The following is a 19,178-nucleotide window of genomic DNA, read 5'->3' on the forward strand; positions in this document are numbered from 1 at the left end:
GGGGCACCTCCCAGACGAAGTCTGGGGGAGGGTCTCCCCCGAGTCGTACCGAGTTTTACGAAACGTTGACTCCGAAGTCTAGAGCGATGCCCCGCAGACCCGACGCGTACCCCTGACCCACCGCGCGGAACTTCCACTCGCCCTGGTAGCGGTACAGCTCGCCGAAGATCATCGCCGTCTCGGTGGAGGCGTCCTCACTGAGGTCGTAGCGGGCCAGTTCCTGGCCGTCGGCCTGGTTGACCACGCGGATGAAGGCGTTGGAGACCTGGCCGAAGGTCTGGCCGCGCTCGTCCGCCATGTGGATGGAGACCGGGAAGATGATCTTCTCGCACTGGGGCGGCACCTTGGCGAGGTCCACCAGGACGGACTCGTCGTCACCCTCTCCCTCGCCGGTGAGGTTGTCACCGGTGTGCTCCACGGAGCCGTCGGGGCTCTTGAGCTGGTTGTAGAAGACGAACCACTCGTCACCCAGCACCCGGTTGCCGGCCCCGCACAGCAGCGCGCTGGCGTCCAGGTCGAAGGGGGCGCCGGTGGTGGACCGCGCGTCCCAGCCGAGCCCGATCATGATGTTGGTGAGGTTCGGTGCGGCCTTGGAGAGGGAGACGTTGCCCCCCTTGGCGAGTGTGACGCCCATGATGCTGGTCCTCCCCTGGTGGTGCTTCCCTGGTTGTCCTGCGCGTCCGGCGCCGCCCCTAAACGGAGCGGCGCCGGTCTCACGGGCTCTCGGTCGTCACACGTCTGCCGTCAGACGTTGACGCCGAAGTCCTGTGCGATGCCGCGGAGACCCGAGGCGTAGCCCTGGCCGATGGCACGGAACTTCCACTCCGTGCCGTTCCGGTACAGCTCACCGAAGACCATGGCGGTCTCGGTGGAGGCGTCCTCGCTCAGGTCGTAGCGGGCGATCTCCTGGCCGCCGGCCTGGTTCACGACGCGGATGAAGGCGTTGCGGACCTGGCCGAAGGACTGCTGGCGGTTCTCGGCGTCGTAGATCGACACCGGGAACACGATCTTGTCGACGTCGGCCGGGACACCGGCCAGGTCGACCTTGATCTGCTCGTCGTCGCCCTCGCCCTCACCGGTGATGTTGTCACCGGTGTGCTCGACCGAGCCGTCGGGGCTCTTGAGGTTGTTGAAGAAGACGAAGTGCTGGTCGCTCGCGACCTTGCCGGAGCTGTTCAGCAGCAACGCGCTGGCGTCGAGGTCGAAGTCCGTGCCGGTCGTGGTGCGCACGTCCCACCCCAGGCCGACGATGACGGCGGTCAGGCCCGGGGCCTCCTTCGTCAGCGATACGTTGCCGCCCTTGCTGAGGCTGACTCCCACGGGTCCTCCATGTGGTCTCCAGGGGCGGGGAGCCCCGTCGTGCTTCGGATATGGGATCAACGTGCCGATCGTAGTGACGGGTTCCCGCCCCCGCGGGCCCTGGAGCCGAACCGTCACGGATGTCGGCCCGGACGGCTCACAGAGTGTCGAGCGCCTTCACGTACTCGTCGAGGTCACGGGCGTCCGGCAGGCCGTTGACCACGGTCCACCGCACGACGCCCTCCTTGTCGATGATGAAGGTGCCCCGGACGGCGCAGCCCTTGTCCTCGTCGAAGACGCCGTACGCGCGCGAGACGTTGCCGTGCGGCCAGAAGTCGCTCAGCAGGGGGTATTCGAGGCCCTCCTGCTCGGCGAAGACGCGCAGGGTGTGGATGGAGTCGTTGGAGACGGCGAGCAGCTGGGTGTCGCGGTCCGCGAACTTCGGCAGGTTGTCGCGCAGCTCGCACAGCTCGCCGGTGCACACGCCGGTGAAGGCGAAGGGGTAGAAGAGCAGGACCACGTTCTTCTCGCCGCGGAAGTCCGAGAGCTTCACGCTCCGGCCGTGGTTGTCCTTCAGTTCGAAGTCGGGCGCCTTGTCGCCGACCTGGATCGCCATCGTCGTGCATCCCTTCGGTGGGCTGATCGGGTGAGAGCACAGCAAACGCTGTACCCCACCCTACGCAGGGATCACCGGGACGCCGCGGACGGGCCGAGCCTGGCCGGCCCGTCCGGGGGCGGACTCAGGTCACTTCTTGGGCTTGCTCGCCTTGGGCGTCGCCAGGCGCGAGCCGCTCCAGTCCTTGCCCACGCTGACGCTCTTGGCGGCCGTCAGACCGGCCGTCTTGGCGGCGTCCTGGATGTCGCTCGGCTCCACGTACCCGGAACGTCCGGTCTTCGGCGTGAGCAGCAGGATCGAGCCGCCCTCCTCGATGTACGTGGTGGCATCGACCAGCGCATCCGTCAGGTCGCCGTCGTCGTCACGGAACCACAGCACAACGGCGTCGGCCACGTCGTCGTAGTCCTCATCCATCAAGTCGCCTTCGACGGCTTCCTCGATGGCCTCGCGGAGCTCCTGATCGACGTCGTCGTCGTAGCCGATCTCCTGGACCACCTGCCCGGGCTGGAACCCCAGCCTGGCGGCAGGGTTCGTCCGCTCCTCCGCGTGGTCCGCGGTCGCGCTCACGGGTTGCCTCCTGATCATGTCTTGGTAAGTATCTCAGCCACGCGCGTGCGCGAAGCATTGGCCGTAGTCCACACGGGCGGGACGGATCGCGCAAGTACCCGGCCGTCGGGACCGTCGAAACGGTGACGATCCCGGCCGTGTCGCCGCAACTCCTGGCAGCGTATCCCGGTTCCACGCCCGCCACATCACACCGTTGTGCCCGGTTTGCACGGTTCGGAATCATCCGGGCTTACGCCACTCGAACATTTTTGCCAAGCGCGTCACACCCCGGGCGTATCGTTGCGTTTTGACCGGTACAGATGACGTACGCCGTCCCGAGGTACACGATGGGGAACGGTGTAGGCAGGTGCAAAGACTGGCCTCTGACAGGTAAGGAACAGCGTGGCTTCCGGATCCGATCGCAATCCGATCATCATTGGCGGCCTTCCGAGTCAGGTTCCTGACTTCGATCCCGAGGAAACCCAGGAGTGGCTCGACTCCCTGGACGCCGCCGTCGACGAGCGCGGCCGCGAGAGGGCCCGCTATCTCATGCTGCGCCTCATCGAGCGGGCCCGCGAGAAGCGCGTGGCCGTGCCCGAGATGCGCAGTACGGACTACGTCAACACCATCCCCACCAAGAGCGAGCCGTTCTTCCCGGGCAACGAGGAGATCGAGCGCCGGATCCTGAACGCGACCCGCTGGAACGCGGCCGTGATGGTCTCCCGCGCCCAGCGCCCGGGCATCGGCGTCGGCGGCCACATCGCCACCTTCGCCTCCTCCGCCTCGCTCTACGACGTCGGCTTCAACCACTTCTTCCGCGGCAAGGACGAGGGCGACGGCGGCGACCAGGTCTTCTTCCAGGGCCACGCCTCCCCCGGCATCTACGCGCGCGCCTACCTGCTCGACCGGCTCACCGAGCAGCAGCTCGACGGCTTCCGCCAGGAGAAGTCGGCGTACCCGAACGGTCTGTCCAGCTATCCGCACCCGCGCTCGATGCCCGACTTCTGGGAGTTCCCGACGGTCTCCATGGGCCTCGGCCCGCTCGGCGCGATCTACCAGGCGCGGATGAACCGCTACATGCAGGCGCGGGGCATCGCCGACACCTCGAAGTCGCACGTGTGGGCCTTCCTCGGCGACGGCGAGATGGACGAGCCGGAGTCGCTCGGCCAGCTGTCCATCGCGGCCCGGGAGGGCCTGGACAACCTGACCTTCGTGGTCAACTGCAACCTCCAGCGCCTCGACGGCCCGGTGCGCGGCAACGGCAAGATCATCCAGGAGCTGGAGTCGATCTTCCGGGGTGCCGGCTGGAACGTGATCAAGCTGATCTGGGACCGCACCTGGGACCCGCTGCTCGCCCAGGACCGGGACGGCATCCTGGTCAACAAGATGAACATCACGCCGGACGGGCAGTTCCAGACGTACGCCACCGAGACCGGCGCCTACATCCGCGAGCACTTCTTCGGCGACGACCACCGGCTGCGCGCGATGGTCGAGAACATGACCGACGACCAGATCCTGCACCTGGGCCGCGGCGGCCACGACCACCGCAAGATCTACGCGGCGTTCAAGGCGGCCAAGGAGCACGAGGGCCAGCCGACGGTCATCCTGGCCAAGACGATCAAGGGCTGGACGCTGGGCCCGAACTTCGAGGGCCGCAACGCCACGCACCAGATGAAGAAGCTGACGGTCGACGACCTCAAGCGCTTCCGGGACCGTCTGCACCTGCCGATCTCCGACAAGGAGCTGGAGTCCGGCGCGCCGCCGTACTACCACCCGGGCCGGAACTCGGAGGAGATCCAGTACATGCACGACCGCCGCAAGGGCCTCGGCGGTTACGTCCCGACCCGCGTCGTCCGCTCCGAGCCCCTCGCCCTGCCGGACGACAAGGCGTACGCGACCGTGAAGAAGGGCACGGGTCAGCAGTCCATCGCGACGACCATGGCCTTTGTGCGCCTGCTCAAGGACCTCATGCGGGACAAGGAGATCGGCAAGCGGTTCGTGCTGATCGCGCCGGACGAGTACCGCACGTTCGGCATGGACTCCTTCTTCCCGAGTGCGAAGATCTACAACCCGCTGGGCCAGCAGTACGAGTCGGTCGACCGCGAGCTGCTGCTCGCCTACAAGGAGTCGCCGACCGGTCAGATGCTGCACGACGGGATCTCCGAGGCGGGCTGCACCGCCTCGCTGATCGCGGCGGGCTCGGCGTACGCCACCCACGGCGAACCGCTGATCCCCGTCTACGTCTTCTACTCGATGTTCGGTTTCCAGCGCACGGGTGACCAGTTCTGGCAGATGGCCGACCAGCTGGCGCGTGGATTCGTCCTGGGCGCGACCGCCGGCCGCACGACCCTGACCGGCGAGGGCCTCCAGCACGCGGACGGGCACTCCCAGCTGCTGGCCTCCACCAACCCGGCGTGCGTGGCGTACGACCCGGCGTACGCCTACGAGATCGCGCACATCGTGCACGACGGCCTGCGCCGGATGTACGGCGGCTCCCCCGAGCACCCGCACGGCGAGGACGTCTTCTACTACCTCACCGTCTACAACGAGCCCATCCAGCACCCGGCCGAGCCGGCGGACGTGGACGTCGAGGGCATCGTCAAGGGCGTCCACCGGATCAGCGAGGGCACCGGCGGCTCGATCCCGGCGCAGATCATGGCCTCGGGCGTGGCCGTCCCCTGGGCCCTGGAGGCGCAGCGGATCCTCGCCGAGGAGTGGAACGTCAAGGCGGACGTGTGGTCCGCGACCTCGTGGAACGAGCTGCGCCGCGAGGCCGTGGAGTGCGAGGAGCACAACCTGCTGCATCCGGAGGAGGAGCAGCGGGTGCCGTACGTGACGCGGAAGCTCGGCGGCGCGGAGGGTCCGTTCGTGGCCGTGTCCGACTGGATGCGATCGGTTCCGGACCAGATCGCCCGCTGGGTGCCCGGCACGTACCAGTCCCTCGGCGCCGACGGCTTCGGCTTCGCCGACACCCGGGGTGCCGCGCGCCGCTTCTTCCACATCGACGCGCAGTCGATCGTGGTGGCGGTGCTGACCGAGCTGGCACGCGAGGGCAAGGTCGACCGCTCCGCGCTGAAGCAGGCCATCGACCGATACCAGTTGCTGGACGTCTCGGCGGCGGATCCGGGGGCGGCGGGCGGCGACGCGTAGCCGCTGCGCTTGGCTTCAGCCGGACCGCTGGCGGGGCGGGGCTGCCGGTCTGTTGCCGGGCGCGGGCAGGCGGTGGCTTGTCGCGCAGTTCCCCGCGCCCCTTCGGGGGCGCGGGGTCCTTACTGTTTCTTTACGATTACGGGCATGGAGCAACTGTCGGCGCAGGCCAGGTGGGAGCGGCACACTCAGCGGCCGTTGTTGGCGCTCGCGGTGGCCTTCGCCGTCGCGTACGCGGTGCCCATCGTCGACGCCTCCGCCGGCTCCTCCGTGACGACCGCGTGCACGGCGGTGGAGTGGGTGGTGTGGGGGGCCTTCGCCCTCGACTACGTGGTCCGGCTGGTCCTCGCCCCGCACCGGAGGGAGTTCGTACGCCGGCACTGGCTCGACCTGTGCGCGGTGGTCCTGCCGCTGCTGCAGCCGCTCCGGCTGCTGCGGCTGGTGTCGACGCTGCTGCTGGTCGGCCGGCGGGCGCGGATGGCACCGCAGATCCGGCTGACCACGTATGTCGTCGGGGCCGTGATCGGCCTGCTGATGTTCGGCTCGCTCGCCGTGCTGTCCGTGGAGCGGGAGTCACCGCACGGGAACATCCGGACGCTGGGTGACGCGGTGTGGTGGTCGTTCACGACGATGACGACCGTCGGGTACGGCGATCACGCGCCGACGACCGGGCTCGGGCGGATGATCGCGGTGGGCCTGATGCTCTCGGGGATCGCCCTGCTGGGTGTGGTCACCGCGAACATCGCCGCGTGGTTCATCTCTCGCTTCGAGAAGGACGACGTGGAGGAGCGCCGCCAGACGGAGGCGATCAGCGCGCTGACCGAGGAGGTACGGCTGCTCCGGGCCGAGGTGGCCCGTCTGGCCGAGCGCCCCGAGGAGGGGCGCGCGGCCACGCGGCCGACCACCGCGCAGCCGCTGCCGCGAGAGCACCTTCCGCTGCGCGGGGACGGGCTGTCGGCTACAGGAGACCGTGGCCCCAGGTCGCCGCGCCCGCCAGGGCGATGACGGCCAGCAGCGTGTCGATCGCGCCCAGGATCAGGGCCACCAGGGCGGGGACGTCGCGGTCGTTCGACCACGTGCGGCCCATCGCCTGCCAACCGCAGAACATCGCCACCGGGCCCAGCACGATGCCCAGGGCGAAGAAGCCGGCCACCGCGCAGATCGTGCCGATGATCCCGAGCGTCGCACGGTCCGGCCCTGTCCGTTGCCACGTCCGGCCACGTGACCGGGGGTACCCGCGCGTTCCGTGCCCGAAGCCTGCCATCATCAACTCCCTGATGTCTGCGGACAGTTCGGCTTCGGACTGCGGGTACCCCGGTTCCGCCGGGACAGACGTGCGCGCGCTGCCCCCCTCCGGCAGCGCGCGCCGCGACCGTCCGTCCCCCATGCCCTGCGGAGGACTTGACCCACTGTGACCCGCGGCGCGTGCCGAGGGCGAGGGATCTTTAGCGCGGTCACCCTGATAGGGGAACTCCGCCGCTCAGATGTGGCCGACGCCCGCGCCCGCCTCCGCGTTCGCGCCCCGCTTGGTGAACAGCGCGACGAGGACGGCGACGAGTGCGACACCGGCCGCGACCAGGGAGGCGAGGCTCATGCCGGAGAGGAACGTGTCGTGCGCGACGGTGGTGATCTTCGCGGCGACCGGTTCCGGCATGCTCTTCGTCACGGGCGCCACACCGACCTGGACCGCCTCCGAGGCCTTGTCCAGCTGCTCGGGGGTCAGCTTCGGCAGCCCCGCGTCCGCCCACTTGCCCGGCAGGACGCTGTCGACCTTGGAGGCCATCACGGCGCCCAGCACCGCCGTACCGAGGCTGCTGCCGATCTGCATGGCCGCCTGCTGGAGACCGCCCGCCACGCCGGACAGCTCCATGGGGGCGTTGCCGACGATGACCTCGGTGGCGCCGACCATGACCGGCGCGAGACCGAGGCCGAGCAGGGCGAACCAGAGGGACATCACACCGCTGCCGGTGTCGGCCTCCAGCGTCGACATGCCGTACAGCGCGACCGCGGTCACCGCCATGCCGAAGGCGAGCGGGATGCGCGGGCCCAGCTTGGTGATCGCGGTGCCGGCGAGCGGCGAGCCGATGATCATCATGCCGGTGAGCGGCAGCAGGTGGGCGCCGGCCTTGACCGGGCTCATCCCGTGCACGTTCTGCAGGTAGAACGTCACGAAGAACAGGCCGCCCATGAAGGCGATGGCCATCAGCACCATAAGGACGACACCCGCCGACAGCGCCACCGAGCGGAACAGGTTCAGCGGGATCAGCGGTTCGGCGACCTTCGTCTCCCAGAAGGAGAAGACGGCGAAGAGCACCACGGACACGGCGATGAACAGCCACGTCTTGCCGTCGCCCCAGCCCCAGGCCGGGGCCTTGATGAGCGCCCAGACCAGGCAGAACATCGCGCCGGACAGCAGGGCGATGCCGAGCAGGTCGAAGGAGCGCGGGGCGTTCTCGGCCCGGTGGTCGAGGAGGATCAGCGTGCCGAGGAGCAGCGCGAGGGCACCGACCGGCACGTTGATGAAGAACACGGACTGCCAGTTGACGTGCTCGACGAGGACACCGCCGAGGATCGGGCCGCCCGCGGTGGACGCGCCGATCACCATGCCCCATACGCCGATGGCCATGTTCAGCTTCTCGGCCGGGAAGGTGGCCCGCAGCACGCCGAGCGCGGCCGGCATCAGCAGCGCGCCGAACAGGCCCTGGAACACCCGGAAGGTGACGACCGCGGCGATGCTGCCCGACAGCCCGATGGCGCCGGAGGCGGCGGCGAAGCCGGTCACACCGATGAGGAAGGTCTGCCGGTGGCCGAAGCGGTCACCGAGCTTGCCCGCGGTGATCAGGGTGACCGCGAGGGCGAGGAAGTAGGCGTTGGAGACCCACTGCACGTCGGCGAAGGACGCGTTCAGGTCGTCGCGGATGGCCGGGTTGGCGATGGCCACGATGGTGCCGTCGAGGGCCACCATCATGACCCCTACGGCGACGGTGATGAGGGTGAGCCACGGATGGCCGCGCAGGCCGGCGGACGGCCGGGACCCCGACGGGGCACCCGGTGCTTTGTCCCCCGGCCCCGTCGCGTCGATGGTGGTCTGACTAGTCATACACTCAGGCTAGTGACAGTCGCTGACAGTTGACAAACGAGTTCACTAGTCGGTTACTGACACGAGATCGCCAGGGAGAGGGAGGCCATGGAGACGCTGCGGGAGCGCAAGAAGCGGCGTACGCGGGAGTCGCTGCTGCGGGCCGCTCTCGAACTGTTCACCAGCCAGGGGTACGAACGGACCACCGTCGACGAGATCGCCGAGGCCGTCGACGTCTCCCAGCGGACCTTCTTCCGCTATTTCGCGGGCAAGGAGGACGTGGCCCTCGCGGTACAGAAGATGACGGAGGCGGCCTTCGTCGCGGCCGTGCGCGCGCGTCCGCCGCACGAGGCACCGATGGAGGCCCTCCGCCAGGCGTTCCTGGAGGGGTGGGACACGATCCGCGAGACCGTCGAGTCGGTCGTCCCGGTCGAGCTGTACCTGCGCATGTACCGGACCATCGAGTCCACGCCCGCGCTGCTCGCCGCCCACCTGCGCCGGTCGGCGGCGACGGAGGAGACCCTCGCGCGCGTGCTGGCGGAGCGGGAGGGCGTCGACGTGGACGCCGATCCGCGGCCCCGGCTGGCGGTGGCCGTCTTCGGCGGTGTGATCCGCGTCTCGGAGCGGCGGTGGTGCACGAGCGAGGACTTCGGCCTGGAATCGATCCGTACGCTCACCGCGGAGTACCTCGATCAGGTGGGTTCGGCGCTCACGGGAAACTGGCGGACCGGCTGAGATCGTTGGGGAGATCACCGAGACCGTGTTCGGTAACCGACGAAACGTGATCCCTGTCACTCGGTTACCGCGAGACCCTCCCGTTCTCCTAGTGTGTCCTCCCAGTGACTTCCTTCGACACCTCCCCGCCATTGAACGTCTGGCGCGCACTGCTGGCGCTGTCCGTGGTGTTCGTGATGCTCGCGACGACCGGCTGGACCGCCCTGCGCAGTCACCGGGAGTCGACGGCGCTGCAGGCCTCGCTCACCCAGTGGGAGCACGGCCGCGTCCGCGGCCTCCACCTGCCGGACCCCCGGTCCGCCCCGGCGCGCCTCGCCCGCTTCTTCGCCTCGCTCACCCCGCACGAGCGCGACCGTCTCGCCCACCGCTACCCGCTGGCGGTCGGCAACATGAACGGCGCTCCCGCCTCCCTGCGCTACCGGGCCAACCGCATCGCGCTGGACCAGGCCCGCAAGGTCGAGCGCGCCCGCATGCACGACAGCCGGCTCAGCACCGCGGGCCAGCAGGACGCGGCCCACCGGATGGAGCGTTACACGTCGCTGCGGGATCCCGGCCGGCACATCCTGGCCTTCGACCCGGAGGGCTCGGGCCGGGTCGCCGAGGTGTTCGGCGACCTCGACCGGGCCGAGCGGATCTCGGTCGTCGTCCCCGGGGTCGACACCGACCTGCTCACCTTCCAGCGGACGTACCGCAAGTACAGCGCCCCGGTCGGCATGGCCAAGGCGCTGTACGCGGCCGAGCGCACGGCGAGCCCCGCGACCCGTACGGCGGTGATCGCCTGGGCCGACTACACCTCACCGGACGGTCTCGGGGTGGACGCGGCCACCGGCCTGCGCGCCGCGGAGGGTGCCGTACGGCTGAACGCGCTGCTGCACGCCCTGCCCGGCCGGTCGCCGGTGTCGATGTTCTGTCACAGCTACGGCTCGGTGGTCTGCGGCGTGGCCGCGCACGGGATGCCGCGCCGGGTCGCCGACGTAGCGGTGGCCGCGAGTCCCGGGATGCGCGCCGCCAGCGCCTCCCGGCTGGGCACCACGGCCCGGGTGTGGGCCATGCGGGACGCCAGCGACTGGGTGCGGGACGTTCCGTACCTGGAGCTGGGCGGTCTCGGCCACGGTGCCGACCCGGTGTCCCCGGCGTTCGGGGCGCGGGTGCTGTCGGCCCGGGACGCCCAGGGCCACAGCGGTTACTTCCAGCCCGGCACGGACAGCCTGCGCAACCTCGCCGACATCGGCGTGGGCGCGTACGACGAGGTGACGTGCGCGCGGGAGAACGATGTGTGCCGGTCCGGTCTGTCCGGCACGACGACGGCCGGACGCGCGTAGAAACAGCAGGAAGTGCGGTCTGCGCGGGTGGCGACGGAGGAGCACGTGCCGCATACGATGAGCCGCATGGGTGACGTACTGGCGGGTTTTCATGCCGTCTGGGAGTTCGAGTCCGACTCCGTGCTCATCCGTTACGAACGGGGGATTCGGACACCGAAGCTGTTCCAGGCGCTCGGTGAGCGCCGGATTCCGCTGTCCGCGGTCGAGGGGGTGAGCCTCGCCCCGGGCAAGCGCGGCACGGTCGTCCTGCGCCTGGAGCCGCGTCCCGGCGCGGACCCGCTGATGGAGGCGGCCGACGGCCAGCTGAAGGAGGGCGCGGACCCGTACCGGCTGGTGCTGCCGGCCGAGCGGGAGGCCCTCGCCGAGTACTACGCCGACGAGCTGAAGGGGCTGCTGACCGAGCCCGGGCCGGCCGAGCGGCACCTGGTGGCGGCGCCCGACGCTCCGCTGCAGTTCAAGGCGTACGACGGGAAGGCGTCCTTCGACGGCACGTCCGTGCAGTTCCGCTGGTCCTGGACGGGCGCGTCCTCGGCGAAGTGGAAGGCCGGCGACCAGAGCTTCCCGGTGGCCCGGCTGAGCGGGGTGGAGTGGCGGTCGCCGGAACTTTTCGAGGGGCATCTGCGGCTGCTGCCGCGCGATCCGGAGTCCGCCCGCTCCCCGCAGCCCGACCAGGACCCGGCGTCGGTGGTGTTCGGGCTGGGGTACGGGCCGGTGCACGAGTCCCTGCCGTTCGCCGCCGCGGTGCTGGCGGCGGTGCGGTCGCGGGGCGCGGTGCCGGTGGCCCCGGCCGTGTCCCGCCGCGATCCGGCCGACATCGCCGAGCGGATCCGTCACCTCGGGGAGCTGCACCAGGCGGGGCTGGTCACCGACGAGGAGTTCTCCTCGAAGAAGGCGGAACTGCTGGCGGAGCTCTAGCGCGGCTCCCCGTGTCCCCGCGGCGTGCTCACGCCTCCGCCGCGTAGAAGCTGATCTTCCGGTCGAGGACGCCGAGGGTGTCGTGGAGTTCCGCGATGCGGTTCAGCACGTCCCTGCGGGTCGACTCCAGCAGCTGCCGGCGTTCGGCGAAGGTCTGGTCGCCCTCCCTGACCAGTTCCGCGTACCGGACCATGTCCGCGACCGGCATCCCGGTCAGCCGCAGCTTGGTCACGAAGTCCAGCCAGTCCAGGTCACGGTTGCTGTAGCGGCGCTGTCCGGTGTGCGAGCGGTCGACGTGCGGCATCAGACCGATCCGCTCGTACCAGCGCAGGGTGTGCGCGGTGAGACCGGTGAACGCGACCACCTCGCTGATCGTGTACCGGTCCTGGCCGTCGGGGCGCGGATGACGCCGGGGCGGGGCGGAGCAGATGTCGGCGGGGGTGGCGCGCTCGGTGGCCGCGGGCGTGGTCTGCATCACCGTCATGGCTCCCACGCTATGACCTTGGAGTGCACTCCAGGCAAGCCGGTCCGGTAGGAAATCGGCGGGACGGCGCCCGGAGCGGCTGGTCGGCGTGTGACTCATGAGTCTCGTACGCCGGGCCCGGCCCGAGGACGGCGCCGAAGTGCTGCGCCTGCGCCAGGTGATGACCGACTCCCCGGGGAGCGCGGGAGGTTCCGGAACGGCCGAGTGGCACGCGCGGTCACTGCCGACGCTGCGGGAGCGGCTCGCGGAGGAGGACGGGGACTTCGCCGCGTTCGTCGTGGAGCACCCCGGGCGGCCGGGGCGCTGGCCGCGCTGGTCGCGGGGACGGTGGAGTACCGGATCGGCAAGGCCGGGAATCCGCGGGGCCGGGTCGGGCACGTCTTCAGCAACCCGTCGATGCGGCTGCTGCTGTGAGCCGCATAGGCTCGGACCCATGTCGTTGCAGAGCCTGGCGCTGATCGAGAACTGGCCCGTCCCCACCGCCGCGGCGGGTGTCGTACGAGCCGACGGGACCGTCCTCGGGACGCACGGTCCCGTCGGGCACCGCTTCCGTCTCGCCTCCGTCACCAAGCCGCTGGCGGCCTACGCGGCGCTCGTGGCCTACGAGGAGGGGGCGGTCGAGCTGGACGAGCCGGCCGGGCCGCCCGGGTCGACCGTCCGGCACCTGCTCGCGCACACCTCCGGACTGGCCTTCGACGAGCACCGCGCGACGGCCGCGCCCGGGGAGCGGCGGCTGTACTCCAACGCCGGGTTCGAGCAGCTCGGGGACCACATCGCCAAGGCGACGGACATTCCGTTCGCCGAGTACCTGCGGCAGGCCGTGCTGGAGCCGCTGGGCATGACGTCGACGTCGCTGGAGGGGTCGCCGGCGAAGGACGGGGTGTCGACGGTCGGGGACCTGCTGCGGTTCGCGGCGGAGGTGCAGGCGCCGCGGCTGCTGGACCCGCGGACGGTGGCGGCGGCGATGACCGTGCAGTACCCGGGGACGAAGGGCGTCCTGCCGGGGTACGGCCACCAGAACCCGAACGACTGGGGACTGGGCTTCGAGATCCGTGACGGGAAGGCCCCGCACTGGACGGGGAGTTCCTCGTCGCCCCGCACGTTCGGGCACTTCGGGCAGTCCGGTACGTTCCTGTGGATCGACCCCGACGCGGGGGTCTCCGGGATCGCCCTGACCGACCGCGCGTTCGGCCCCTGGGCGATCGAGGCGTGGCCGGTCCTCACGGACGCGGTGCTGGCGGAACTCCGGGGCTGAGACAGCGGCCCGAAGGGGACGGACCCACGGCCGGGACTACGGCGCCATCTCCCACAGCAGCAGCTCCGCCGGGGTCACCGCCACCGCCTCCAGCCCGTCGGCCCCGGTGATCCGCGCCGCGTCCCCGGGGCCGAGGCGCTCCGCCGCCAGCCGGACCTCGCCGCGTACGACGTGGACGTACAGGTACGCGGCGTCCGGGACCGCACCGCGCTCCCCGGCTCCGAGGCGCCGTACGTGCAGTACCGCACCCGCCGCCGGTACCGCGTACGGCGTCGCGTCGGTGATGTCCGGGACGAGGGCGTAGGCGGGGTCGCCGCCGGGCCCGCGTGGCGTCAGCCACATCTGCAGGAACGTCAGCGGCACTTCACCGTCGTTGCGTTCCACGTGCCGGACGCCCGCCGCCGCGCTGAGGTGCTGGACGTCCCCGGGGCGGACCCGCGTCTCGTGGCCGGCCGAGTCACGGTGGGTCAGCTCGCCCGCCACGACCCAGGTGACGATCTCCGTGTGGCTGTGCGGGTGTTCGTCGAAGCCGGCGCCGGGGGCGAGCCGCTCCTCGTTGCAGGCGATCATCGCGCCGAAGCGGAGGTTGTCCGGGTCGTAGTGGGGGCCGAAGGAGAAGGCGTGCCGGGTGTCGATCCCGGCCCCGGGGTCCCCTCCGCGGTAGCGCTCGGCGGCGCGCCGTACGTCGATCACGGGCACCACCGTAGACCTCATCCCCGACCCGGCGACGCACGGGCCCGTCCCGATAAGGCAGTCTTGTCCCCGTGCCCGAACCCGAATCCCACCACGGCGATCCCGCAGCCCGCCACGTCCACGCGCACGCAGCGACCCTGAAGCGACTGGAGAAGTCCTCCGGGAGGCTCGCCGCGCAGGCGATCGCGCGGATGGACGAGACCCTGCCGTGGTACCGGGCCATGCCCCCGGAGAACCGTTCCTGGATCGGTCTCGTCGCCCAGGCGGGCATCGCGGCCTTCACCGAGTGGTTCCGCCGCCCGGACGCGCCCCAGGCGATCTCCACGGACGTCTTCGGGACCGCCCCGCGTGAGCTGACCCGGGCCATCACGCTGCGGCAGACCGTGGAGATGGTGCGCACCACCATCGAGGTCATGGAGAGCGCCATCGACGAGGTGGCCGCTCCCGGTGACGAGAGCGTGCTGCGCGAGGCGCTGCTGGTGTACGCGCGGGAGATCGCCTTCGCCACCGCCCAGGTGTACGCCCAGGCCGCCGAGGCACGCGGTGCCTGGGACGCGCGGCTGGAGTCGCTGGTCGTGAACGCCGTACTGAGCGGGGAGGCGGACGAGGGCGCGGTCAGCCGGGCCGCCGCGCTGGGCTGGAACTCGCCGGAGCACGTGTGCGTGGTCCTCGGGACCGCGCCCGACGGGGACAGCGAACTGACCGTCGAGGCGATCCGGCGGGCCGCGCGCCACGCCAAGCTGCAGGTGCTCACGGGGGTGCTCGGGGACCGGCTGGTCGTCATCGCCGGGGGCAGCCCCCATCCGCTCGCCGTCGCCAGGTCGCTGATCGGGCCGTTCGCCGCGGGCCCGGTCGTCGCGGGGCCCGTCGTACCCGACCTGCTGGCCGCCACCCGGTCCGCGCAGGCCGCCGCCGCGGGGCTGAAGGCCTGTTCCGCCTGGCAGGACGCGCCGCGGCCGGTACTCGCGGACGATCTCCTGCCGGAGCGCGCCATGGCGGGTGATCCGAGCGCCCGCGAGCAGCTGGTGGAGGAGATCTACAGACCGCTGGAGGAGGCGGGCTCGGCGCTCCTGGAAACCCTGAGTGTCTACCTGGAGCAGGCGAGCAGCCTCGAAGGCGCGGCGAGGATGCTCTTCGTTCACCCGAACACCGTGCGCTACCGGCTCCGACGTGTGACAGACGTCACCGGATGGTCGCCCTCGGATGTACGATCCGCGTTCACACTGCGGATCGCGCTCATCCTGGGGCGTCTGGCCGACGCCGAATCCCCGGCATAGGGTTTTGTCGGAGGCCCACAAAAGCCCTTCGTGTTCTTCGTCCCTGTCCCCACGGGCGGCCGTGGCCGTCCCCAAGAGAGAGTGTGAGAGTGCTCGTACTCGTCGCTCCCGGCCAGGGCGCTCAGACGCCCGGCTTCCTGACCCCCTGGCTCGAACTGCCCGGTGCCGCCGACCGCGTCGCCGCCTGGTCGGACGCCATCGGACTGGACCTCGTCCACTACGGCACCCAGGCCGACGCCGACGCCATCCGTGACACCGCGGTGGCCCAGCCGCTGCTCGTGGCCGCCGGCATCCTGTCCGCGGCGGCACTCGGTGACATGTCCGAGATCGCGCCGGGCGCGGTCGCGGGTCACAGCGTCGGCGAGATCACCGCCGCCACGTTCGCCGGTGTGCTGGACGACACGTCCGCCCTCGGTCTCGTCCGCAAGCGGGGTCTGGCGATGGCCGACGCCGCCGCGGTCACCGAGACCGGTATGGCGGCGCTGCTCGGCGGCGACCCGGAGACCTCCGTCGCGCACCTGGAGAAGCTGGGGCTGACCCCGGCGAACATCAACGGCGCGGGCCAGATCGTCGCCGCCGGCACGCTGGAGCAGCTGGCCGCGCTGAACGACGACAAGCCCGAGGGTGTCCGCAAGGTCGTCGCGCTGAAGGTGGCCGGTGCCTTCCACACCCCGCACATGGCGCCCGCGGTGCAGACCCTGGCCAAGGCGGCGGGGCAGCTGTCGCCGGCCGACCCGAAGATCCCCTACGTCTCCAACAAGGACGGCCGGACCGTCTCCTCCGGCACCGAGGTGCTGGAGCGGCTGGTCGGCCAGGTGGCCAACCCGGTCCGCTGGGACCTGTGCATGGAGACGTTCAAGGAGCTGGGCGTCACCGCGATCGTCGAGGTGTGCCCGGGCGGCACCCTGACCGGCCTGGCCAAGCGCGCCCTGCCCGGGATCAGGAACCTCGCCCTGAAGACCCCCGACGACCTCGACGCCGCTCGCGAGCTCATCGCCGAGCACGCCGGCGCCTAAGGAGCCCGAGAGCATGTCGAAGATCAAGCCCAGCAAGGGTGCCCCGTACGCGCGCATCCTCGGCGTCGGCGGCTACCGGCCGACCCGGGTGGTGCCGAACGAGGTGATCCTCGAAAGGATCGACTCGTCCGACGAGTGGATCCGCTCGCGCTCCGGCATCGAGACCCGGCACTGGGCGGGTCCCGAGGAGACCGTGGCCGCGATGGCGATCGAGGCCTCCGGCAAGGCGATCGCGGACGCCGGCATCGACTCCGAGCAGATCGGCGCGGTCGTCGTGTCGACGGTCTCGCACTTCAGCCAGACCCCGGCCGTCGCCACCGAGATCGCCGACAAGCTCGGCACCGACAAGGCCGCCGCCTTCGACATCTCGGCGGGCTGCGCGGGCTTCGGCTACGGCCTGACGCTCGCCAAGGGCATGGTGGTGGAAGGTTCCGCCGAGTACGTGCTCGTCATCGGCGTGGAGCGGCTGAGCGACCTGACCGACCTGGAGGACCGGGCGACCGCCTTCCTGTTCGGTGACGGCGCCGGCGCGGTCGTGGTCGGCCCCTCGAAGGAGCCGGCGATCGGTCCGACGGTGTGGGGCTCGGAGGGCGACAAGTCCGAGACCATCAGGCAGACCATCCCGTGGAACCGCTTCCACATCGGCGACGTCTCCGACCTGCCCCTCGACAGCGAGGGCAACATCAAGTTCCCTGCGATCACGCAGGAGGGCCAGGCGGTGTTCCGCTGGGCCGTGTTCGAGATGGCGAAGGTCGCCCAGCAGGCGCTGGACGCGGCCGGAATCACCCCGGACGACCTGGACGTCTTCATTCCGCACCAGGCCAACGTGCGGATCATCGACTCGATGGTGAAGACGCTGAAGCTGCCGGAGCACGTCACGGTCGCCCGTGACATCCGCACCACCGGCAACACCTCGGCCGCCTCGATCCCGCTCGCGATGGAGCGGCTCCTGGCGACCGGGGAGGCGAAGAGCGGCGACACCGCGCTCGTCATCGGATTCGGGGCGGGTCTCGTCTACGCCGCCACGGTCGTTACCCTCCCCTAGGCACTCCGTGCCGGATCATGCGATCCGGAACGGGGACAACTGCCACAAACCGTCTGGATTATCGAAGAAGGAGCGCCTGACATGGCCGCCACTCAGGAGCAGATCGTCGAAGGTCTCGCCGAGATCGTCAACGAGATCGCCGGGATCCCCACCGAGGACGTCCAGCTGGACAAGTCCTTCACCGACGACCTGGACGTCGACTCGCTGTCCATGGTCGAGGTCGTCGTCGCCGCCGAGGAGCGCTTCGACGTGAAGATCCCGGACGAGGACGTCAAGAACCTCAAGACCGTCGGCGACGCGACGAAGTACATCCTCGAGCACCAGGCCTGAGCCATCCCCTAGGCCCTCACGGGCCGTCAGGCTGCAAGGCCCCGCCACCCGGCGGTGGCGCCGTCATCCCCGCTGAGGCGGGGGGAGTCCTCCCGTATTCCGTTGGAGAAAGAATTCCCGTGAGCCCGACCAATCGCACCGTGGTCGTCACCGGTATCGGCGCAACCACACCGCTGGGTGGCGACGCAGCCTCGACCTGGGAGGCCCTCGTCGCCGGCACGTCCGGTGTCAGCCTGCTGGAGCAGGAGTGGGCGGCCCAGCTGCCCGTCCGGATCGCCGCGCAGATCGCCGTCGAGCCGGGCGAGATCATCCCGCGCCCGCAGGCCCGCAAGCTGGACCGGTCCGCGCAGTTCGCGCTGATCGCCGCCCAGGAGGCCTGGAAGGACGCCGGTTTCACCGCCAGGGCCGGCGAGGACGCGTCCGTGAACCCCGATCGTCTCGGTGCGGTCATCGCCTCCGGCATCGGCGGCGTGACGACCCTGCTGGACCAGTACGACGTCCTCAAGGACAAGGGCGTACGCCGCGTCTCCCCGCACACCGTGCCGATGCTGATGCCCAACTCCCCGGCGGCCAACGTCGGTATCGAGCTGGGTGCCCGCGCCGGTGTGCACACCCCGGTCTCGGCCTGCGCCTCGGGCGCGGAGGCCATCGGGTACGCGATCGAGATGATCCGCACCGGGCGTGCGGACGTGGTCGTGGCCGGTGGCACCGAGGCCGCCATCCACCCGCTGCCCATCGCCGCGTTCGGCAACATGATGGCGATGTCCAAGAACAACGACGACCCGCAGGGCGCCTCGCGTCCCTACGACGCGGGCCGGGACGGCTTCGTGCTCGGCGAGGGCGCCGGCGTGATCGTCCTGGAGTCCGAGGAGCACGCGAAGGCACGCGGTGCCCGGGTCTACGCCGAGGCGGTCGGCCAGGGCATCTCCGCCGACGCCCACCACATCACGCAGCCCGAGCCGTCCGGCAACGGCATCGCGCAGGCGCTGCAGAACCTGCTGGACGGCACCGACCTGAAGCCGGCCGAGATCGTGCACGTGAACGCGCACGCCACCTCGACGCCGCAGGGTGACGTCGCCGAGATCAAGGCGCTGCGGAAGGTGTTCGGCGACGACGTCGACCACATGGCGATCTCCGCGACCAAGTCGATGACCGGTCACCTGCTCGGCGGCGCCGGCGGTGTCGAGACCGTCGCGTCGATCCTGGCCCTGGTGAACCGCACGGCTCCGCCGACCATCAACGTGGAGAACCTCGACCCGGAGGTCGACGCGGACGTGGTGGTCGGTGAGGCCCGCCGGCTGCCCGAGGGCCGAATCGCCGCGCTGAACGACTCGTTCGGGTTCGGCGGCCACAACGTGGTGCTGGCGTTCAGGACCGTCTGAACGGCATGAGCGAAGGGCCCCCACCGGCCTTGGTGGG

At 70.6% G+C, this 19,178-nt stretch carries 19 protein-coding genes and 1 pseudogene; 12 read left to right on the plus strand and 8 right to left on the minus strand.

The features are described 5' to 3' along the window. Positions 1-55: 55 nt before the first annotated feature. From ACZ7N4_RS02390 to ACZ7N4_RS02405, 4 genes are all read right to left on the minus strand, one after another. Entirely contained in the window at positions 56-634 is a 579-nt protein-coding gene (locus ACZ7N4_RS02390) for a TerD family protein (protein WP_471352873.1), read from the minus strand. Positions 635-744: 110 nt separating this feature from the next. Then, the gene (locus ACZ7N4_RS02395; RefSeq protein ID WP_471352875.1) at positions 745-1,320 is read right to left on the minus strand and encodes a TerD family protein; all 576 of its coding nucleotides are present in this window, start codon (positions 1,318-1,320) and stop codon (positions 745-747) included. A gap of 136 nt (positions 1,321-1,456) precedes the next feature. After that, positions 1,457-1,915 (minus strand): peroxiredoxin, encoded by a 459-nt coding sequence (locus ACZ7N4_RS02400; RefSeq protein WP_471352877.1) that lies wholly within the window; start codon positions 1,913-1,915, stop codon positions 1,457-1,459. Positions 1,916-2,044: 129 nt separating this feature from the next. After that, positions 2,045-2,482 (minus strand): DUF3052 domain-containing protein, encoded by a 438-nt coding sequence (locus tag ACZ7N4_RS02405; protein ID WP_471352879.1) that lies wholly within the window; start codon positions 2,480-2,482, stop codon positions 2,045-2,047. 381 nt (positions 2,483-2,863) lie between these two features. Here ACZ7N4_RS02405 and aceE point away from each other — a divergent pair, with 381 nt between their 5' ends. Both aceE and ACZ7N4_RS02415 read left to right on the plus strand, forming a co-directional pair. Next, positions 2,864-5,611 carry a pyruvate dehydrogenase (acetyl-transferring), homodimeric type gene (gene aceE / locus ACZ7N4_RS02410; RefSeq protein ID WP_471352881.1) on the plus strand — a complete coding sequence of 916 codons (2,748 nt, stop codon included), beginning with the start codon at positions 2,864-2,866 and terminating at the stop codon, positions 5,609-5,611. A 144-nt stretch (positions 5,612-5,755) separates the two neighbouring features. Beyond that, on the plus strand, positions 5,756-6,613 hold the full coding sequence (locus ACZ7N4_RS02415) for a potassium channel family protein (protein WP_471352883.1): 858 nt from the start codon (positions 5,756-5,758) through the stop codon (positions 6,611-6,613). On the opposite strand, the gene ACZ7N4_RS02420 is transcribed toward ACZ7N4_RS02415, so the two are convergent. Continuing rightward, positions 6,567-6,872, minus strand: a complete 306-nt coding sequence (locus tag ACZ7N4_RS02420) for a small hydrophobic protein (RefSeq protein WP_471352885.1) — start codon at positions 6,870-6,872, stop codon at positions 6,567-6,569. The two genes, ACZ7N4_RS02415 and ACZ7N4_RS02420, sit on opposite strands and share 47 nt — an antisense overlap. Before the next feature lie 216 nt (positions 6,873-7,088). Then, complete coding sequence (locus ACZ7N4_RS02425; RefSeq protein WP_471352887.1) at positions 7,089-8,708, minus strand: MFS transporter; 1,620 nt, start codon at positions 8,706-8,708, stop codon at positions 7,089-7,091. A gap of 87 nt (positions 8,709-8,795) precedes the next feature. On the opposite strand from ACZ7N4_RS02425, the gene ACZ7N4_RS02430 reads away from it, so the two are divergent. The 3 genes from ACZ7N4_RS02430 to ACZ7N4_RS02440 all read left to right on the plus strand — a co-directional run bounded on the left by ACZ7N4_RS02430 (position 8,796) and on the right by ACZ7N4_RS02440 (position 11,659). Continuing rightward, on the plus strand, positions 8,796-9,422 hold the full coding sequence (locus ACZ7N4_RS02430) for a TetR family transcriptional regulator (protein ID WP_471352888.1): 627 nt from the start codon (positions 8,796-8,798) through the stop codon (positions 9,420-9,422). 104 nt (positions 9,423-9,526) lie between these two features. Further along, complete coding sequence (locus tag ACZ7N4_RS02435) at positions 9,527-10,744, plus strand: alpha/beta hydrolase (protein WP_471352890.1); 1,218 nt, start codon at positions 9,527-9,529, stop codon at positions 10,742-10,744. A 66-nt stretch (positions 10,745-10,810) separates the two neighbouring features. After that, a complete protein-coding gene (locus ACZ7N4_RS02440; RefSeq protein ID WP_471352892.1) occupies positions 10,811-11,659 on the plus strand; it encodes a DUF4429 domain-containing protein in 849 nt (282 codons plus the stop codon). Positions 11,660-11,687: 28 nt separating this feature from the next. Here ACZ7N4_RS02440 and ACZ7N4_RS02445 read toward each other — a convergent pair whose 3' ends face one another. Next, positions 11,688-12,143: a MerR family transcriptional regulator gene (locus ACZ7N4_RS02445; RefSeq protein WP_471352894.1), complete on the minus strand. Its 456-nt coding sequence runs from the start codon at positions 12,141-12,143 to the stop codon at positions 11,688-11,690. Positions 12,144-12,240: 97 nt separating this feature from the next. On the opposite strand from ACZ7N4_RS02445, the pseudogene ACZ7N4_RS02450 reads away from it, so the two are divergent. Both ACZ7N4_RS02450 and ACZ7N4_RS02455 read left to right on the plus strand, forming a co-directional pair. After that, positions 12,241-12,530, plus strand: a pseudogene (locus tag ACZ7N4_RS02450) (GNAT family N-acetyltransferase); the annotation flags it as partial. A gap of 46 nt (positions 12,531-12,576) precedes the next feature. After that, a complete protein-coding gene (locus ACZ7N4_RS02455) occupies positions 12,577-13,398 on the plus strand; it encodes a serine hydrolase domain-containing protein (RefSeq protein WP_471352896.1) in 822 nt (273 codons plus the stop codon). A gap of 36 nt (positions 13,399-13,434) precedes the next feature. Here ACZ7N4_RS02455 and ACZ7N4_RS02460 read toward each other — a convergent pair whose 3' ends face one another. Then, positions 13,435-14,088: a pirin family protein gene (locus tag ACZ7N4_RS02460; RefSeq protein WP_471353151.1), complete on the minus strand. Its 654-nt coding sequence runs from the start codon at positions 14,086-14,088 to the stop codon at positions 13,435-13,437. A 74-nt stretch (positions 14,089-14,162) separates the two neighbouring features. Here ACZ7N4_RS02460 and ACZ7N4_RS02465 point away from each other — a divergent pair, with 74 nt between their 5' ends. The 5 genes from ACZ7N4_RS02465 to fabF all read left to right on the plus strand — a co-directional run bounded on the left by ACZ7N4_RS02465 (position 14,163) and on the right by fabF (position 19,141). Further along, positions 14,163-15,368, plus strand: coding sequence for a PucR family transcriptional regulator (locus tag ACZ7N4_RS02465; protein ID WP_471352898.1), 1,206 nt, complete (start codon positions 14,163-14,165; stop codon positions 15,366-15,368). Between the two features lie 89 nt (positions 15,369-15,457). Then, on the plus strand, positions 15,458-16,384 hold the full coding sequence (locus ACZ7N4_RS02470; protein ID WP_471352900.1) for an ACP S-malonyltransferase: 927 nt from the start codon (positions 15,458-15,460) through the stop codon (positions 16,382-16,384). A gap of 13 nt (positions 16,385-16,397) precedes the next feature. Beyond that, positions 16,398-17,429: a beta-ketoacyl-ACP synthase 3 gene (locus tag ACZ7N4_RS02475; protein ID WP_471352902.1), complete on the plus strand. Its 1,032-nt coding sequence runs from the start codon at positions 16,398-16,400 to the stop codon at positions 17,427-17,429. An 81-nt stretch (positions 17,430-17,510) separates the two neighbouring features. Then, the gene (locus ACZ7N4_RS02480; protein ID WP_471352904.1) at positions 17,511-17,759 is read left to right on the plus strand and encodes an acyl carrier protein; all 249 of its coding nucleotides are present in this window, start codon (positions 17,511-17,513) and stop codon (positions 17,757-17,759) included. A gap of 119 nt (positions 17,760-17,878) precedes the next feature. Beyond that, positions 17,879-19,141 (plus strand): beta-ketoacyl-ACP synthase II, encoded by a 1,263-nt coding sequence (gene fabF, locus ACZ7N4_RS02485; RefSeq protein ID WP_471352906.1) that lies wholly within the window; start codon positions 17,879-17,881, stop codon positions 19,139-19,141. Positions 19,142-19,178: the final 37 nt, after the last annotated feature.

Source organism: Streptomyces sp. NPDC107654, assembly GCF_055639035.1.

What these genes read in the sequence shown, in the direction of transcription:
- ACZ7N4_RS02390 (WP_471352873.1), bottom strand. Translation starts at nt 634, where the DNA reads ATGGGCGTCACACTCGCCAAGGGGGGCAACGTCTCCCTCTCCAAGGCC.
- ACZ7N4_RS02400 (WP_471352877.1), bottom strand. Translation starts at nt 1,915, where the DNA reads ATGGCGATCCAGGTCGGCGACAAGGCGCCCGACTTCGAACTGAAGGAC.
- ACZ7N4_RS02415 (WP_471352883.1), top strand. Translation starts at nt 5,756, where the DNA reads ATGGAGCAACTGTCGGCGCAGGCCAGGTGGGAGCGGCACACTCAGCGG.
- ACZ7N4_RS02420 (WP_471352885.1), bottom strand. Translation starts at nt 6,872, where the DNA reads ATGGCAGGCTTCGGGCACGGAACGCGCGGGTACCCCCGGTCACGTGGC.
- ACZ7N4_RS02425 (WP_471352887.1), bottom strand. Translation starts at nt 8,708, where the DNA reads ATGACTAGTCAGACCACCATCGACGCGACGGGGCCGGGGGACAAAGCA.
- ACZ7N4_RS02430 (WP_471352888.1), top strand. Translation starts at nt 8,796, where the DNA reads ATGGAGACGCTGCGGGAGCGCAAGAAGCGGCGTACGCGGGAGTCGCTG.
- ACZ7N4_RS02440 (WP_471352892.1), top strand. Translation starts at nt 10,811, where the DNA reads ATGGGTGACGTACTGGCGGGTTTTCATGCCGTCTGGGAGTTCGAGTCC.
- ACZ7N4_RS02445 (WP_471352894.1), bottom strand. Translation starts at nt 12,143, where the DNA reads ATGACGGTGATGCAGACCACGCCCGCGGCCACCGAGCGCGCCACCCCC.
- ACZ7N4_RS02455 (WP_471352896.1), top strand. Translation starts at nt 12,577, where the DNA reads ATGTCGTTGCAGAGCCTGGCGCTGATCGAGAACTGGCCCGTCCCCACC.
- ACZ7N4_RS02475 (WP_471352902.1), top strand. Translation starts at nt 16,398, where the DNA reads ATGTCGAAGATCAAGCCCAGCAAGGGTGCCCCGTACGCGCGCATCCTC.
- ACZ7N4_RS02480 (WP_471352904.1), top strand. Translation starts at nt 17,511, where the DNA reads ATGGCCGCCACTCAGGAGCAGATCGTCGAAGGTCTCGCCGAGATCGTC.